This window comes from Paracoccus shandongensis, assembly GCF_017315735.1.
In the GTDB taxonomy this organism is placed as follows: Bacteria; Pseudomonadota; Alphaproteobacteria; order Rhodobacterales; family Rhodobacteraceae; genus Paracoccus; species Paracoccus shandongensis.
On the sequence record NZ_JAFLRK010000067.1, the window covers coordinates 1 to 3774 of the forward strand.

General features: G+C 67.9%; 2 protein-coding genes and 1 pseudogene. All 3 read right to left on the reverse strand.

The window, feature by feature from the left end:
- A pseudogene (locus JX613_RS19500) lies at positions 1–181 on the reverse strand (hypothetical protein); the annotation flags it as partial.
- A 56-nt stretch (positions 182–237) separates the two neighbouring features.
- Positions 238–3081: a M10 family metallopeptidase gene (locus JX613_RS19505; RefSeq protein ID WP_207103137.1), complete on the reverse strand. Its 2844-nt coding sequence runs from the start codon at positions 3079–3081 to the stop codon at positions 238–240.
- 302 nt (positions 3082–3383) lie between these two features.
- On the reverse strand, positions 3384–3774 hold a 391-nt coding region (locus JX613_RS19510; protein ID WP_237168754.1), incomplete at its 5' end, for an ATP-binding protein.

The following is a 3774-nucleotide window of genomic DNA, read 5'->3' on the forward strand; positions in this document are numbered from 1 at the left end:
AGGCGGTTGCGGCGGCCTCGGCCTCGGGCGCGCCCGGGGGGGCGGGCGGGGGCAGGGGGTCGGACCGGGCGGGCATGTTTGCGGGGCCGCCCCCGGGATTGCCGGGCGCGGCCCCGGAAGGCCCGGGTTCCCCCAGGCAGCCCGCCGTCAGAAGCGTGGCGATCAGGACCAGGCGGGTCATGGCGCGTTCCTTTCCTTGCGCCCCGCCCGGCGGGAATGCCGGGCGGGGCCGTGGTTTCAGACAAAGACGATATCGTCGGCCAGCCACAGGCGCGAGGCGACGTTTTCCACCAGCAGCGTGTTGCCGCCGCCGAAGTTGAAGAACACGTCGCCCGCGATCTCGGTCCCCATGGCAAGAACCTGGGCGATGGTCCGGGGCCCGCCGCCCCACAGCAGGTCGTCCAGCGCGATGGTGTCGATGTTGTTGGCAAAATCGGCGATGCGGTCGCCGCCGCTGCGGAAGATCAGCGTGTCCGCGCCCGCGTCCCCCCACAGCACGTCGCTGCCGGTGCCGCCGTCCACCCGGTCCCCGTCCGCGCCGCCGCGCAGCGTGTCGCTGCCGCCGCCGCCCAGAAGGATGTCGTTGCCGCCACCCCCGGCCAGGGCGTTGTTGCCGCTGTTGCCGGTGATCTGGTTGGCCAGCGCGTTGCCGAAGCCGCTGATGCCTGCGGCCCCCAGCAGCAGCAGGTTTTCCAGGTTGGCGCCCAGCGTCATCCCGGCGGTGCTGCGCACGGTGTCGACGCCCGCGCCTGCCCCTTCGGACAGGATGTCCAGCCCGTCGGTGACATAGGTGTCGTTGCCGCCCCCGCCCGCCATCGTGTCGATGCCGCCAAGGCCGGTCAGCACGTTGTTGCCGGTGTTGCCCGCGATGCGGTTCGCCAGGCCGTTGCCGGTGCCCGCGATCCCGGCGCTGCCCGTCAGCGTCAGGCGTTCCACATTGGCGCCCAGCGTGTGGGACAGCGCGCTGAGAACAAGGTCGTTGCCCCCGCCCGCGGTCTCCACGATGGCATCGGCGCCGTCGAAGGTGTAGACGTCGTCGCCGCCCTCGCCCACCAGGCTGTCGGTGCCCGCGCCCCCCGCAAGGGTGTCGCCGCCGTCCCCGCCGCGCAGGGTGTCGTTGCCGCCCCCGCCGGCGATCCGGTTGGCCGCCGCCGATCCGGTGACGGAATCGTTGCCGCCGCCCAGGATGGCGCCCTCGAAGTTGGTGTAAAGCTCGCCGCCATAGTTGGAACTGCCCGTGCCCAGGTCCAGCACATAGTCGCCCGACCAGCGCGCGGTATCCAGGGTGTCGAAGCCCGCGCCGCCGTCCAGCGTCTCGGCCCCGATCTCGGCCACCATGGTGTCGTTGCCGGACTGCCCGTAATAGGCGTGCCCGTTCCCGTCCGAGATGATGACATCCCCGCCCGAGCCGCCGAAGAAGGTCTCGATTCCGGCAAGCGTGCCCAGGACCGTCCCGCCCGTGGTGCGGGCCTGGCCGGTCTCGAAGTCGAAGACGCGGCCCACGGTCAGGAACGACATGGACAGCGTGTCGTTGCCGTTCCCGCCGTCCATCACCGCATCGACATCGCCGCCCCAGCTTCCGCTGAGGTAATCGTCGCCGTCCCCGCCATAAAGGGAATCCGCGCCCTCGGCCCCATACAGGGTGTCGTTGCCGGTATAGGCCCAGATGTAATCGTTGCCCGCGCCGCCGAGGTTGTAGTCGTTGTCGTCGGCCCCATAAAGCGTGTCGTTCCCGTCGCCGCCATACAGGGTGTCGTTGCCGCTGCTGGTCCAGATGTAATCGTTCCCGGCATTGCCGGTCATCACGTTGGCGGCCCCGTTTCCATACAGCGTGTCGCTGCCGCTGCCGCCGGTGGCGTTCTCGATCAGGGACCGGGTGTCGCCGTTGAACAGCAGGGCGTTATAGACATTGCCCCGGGCATAGTTGCCGTTCCCCAGATAGGCCTGCTGGGTGCTGGAGAGCAGCGACGATCCCCCCGGCGCCAGGTTGACCGTGACGCCCGTCGCATAGGCCGACAGGTCATAGGTGTCGATGCCGCCGCCGTCCCACACGGTCATGAAGATCCGGTTGGCCCCCGGCGTGATCGCGGCCGCGCCGTTGATCACCGTGTTGCCGGTGGCGGGATCCCAGGAATAGGTGGTGTTGCCGGAATTGACCGTGAAATCGGCGCCATACATGTATTGCAGGGCGGCGATGTCATACATCATGAAGGTCTGGGCATAGCCGAAGCCTTCGTTGGTGTATCCGCTGGTGGGACCGCCGACATAGCTGCGATAGGTCATCACCGTGTATTCCATCGCGTCCAGATAGCTGGGCATGGCGCCGAAGCCGCCGGTTTCCTGGCCGTGCTTCAGCCCCAGGGCGTGGCCCGTCTCGTGCAGCATGGTGTGCCAGTGATAGTTGCCCATCACCGGCGTGCGGCCGGAATTGCCATAAAAGGAATCCCCCCCGGTCGACCCATTGCTGGGGTAATAGGCATAGGCCGTGCCGGGATCCGAGGTGTTGGCATAGCGCATCGTGGCGCTGCCGTCCGCCGTGGTGAAGTCGATGGTCAGGTTGGTGAAGCCCTCGACCGAAAAGCCCGCGGCGCTGGCAGGCTGGGTATAGGCGACCGAGTTCAGCGCGAAATGCGCGGCAAGCTGCTGGGCCGCGTTGACCTGCTGGAAGTTGGTCAGCGCCTCGGGATAGCCCGCGCCGTAATCCGAGGCCGCGTCGGGAAAGGAATAGGTGACATAGCCGTCGGCCCAGCGGCTTCCGGCCAGAAGGCCGTCGATGCCCGCGTTGCCGCTGGCCGCCACCGCCACCGCCGTGTCGCCGGATCCGTTTGAGACGGGCCCGCCGGACACAGGGCCATCGGACACCGGCGCGGCATCGCCCAAGGCGTCGGACCGGCCTTCGGGCGGGTCGGCGTCGTTGAACAGCGTGGCGGTGGATTTCATGAAGTCGCGGATCTCGCGCAGCGTGTCGGACAGGTCCGAAATGGCGGGATCGCGCAGGTCTGGCGGGATCGCGGGCGCCGGGGATCCGGGGGCTTGCGAGGCGGCCTGCGCAAGCAGCGATTTGATGTCGGAGCGGTACATTGGTCCTCATTACAGCCCGAAAATGACATGCGGGACAACCGGAGGAGTGGGCGGCTCGATCCGAAGCCCGAGGGATGGGGCGGAGGGGTCATGCCTTTGGGAAACCATGGAAAAACAATAATCGGAATGGGCACGTCATCCGTGCGAAAATATTAATGATTTGAATCAAATTAATCAACATATATTCAAATGGACGGTTTAAATAAATATAAATCGCTGAATATAATTTTAATATCCAGCCCATAATGAAACAACCGGCCCTGTATCCGGCGCGCCCGCGATGCCCCATGCGGGCCCCGCGATCAAGGGGCGGGCAGGGTCAGTTCGGCCTCGAAGCCCGGATCCAGGTTGCGCAGGCGCAGCTTTCCGCCGACGGCGCGGGCGATCTCGGCGGCGATCGCCAGGCCAAGGCCGGTGCCGCCGTCCTGTTCGTCAAGGCGCAACCCCCGGCCCGGCAGCAGGTCCAGCATCGCGGGCGCAACCCCCGGCCCGTCGTCGCAGACACGGATCGCGGCCTGCCCGCCGGTGGCGCCGCACAGGATGCGGACCTGCGACCGGGCGTGGCGGACGGCGTTTTCGGCCAGCGCCCCCAGGGCCTCGGCCAGGTCCGCCCGGTCCAGCCGGACGCGGGTGCCGGGCGCGCCCTCGACCTCGATGCGCAGCGCGGCCCCCTGGGGCGTGCGGCGCAGGACT

Excerpts from the sequence above, each read along its gene's own strand:
- JX613_RS19505 (WP_207103137.1), bottom strand. The coding sequence starts at position 3,081 with ATGTACCGCTCCGACATCAAATCGCTGCTTGCGCAGGCCGCCTCGCAA.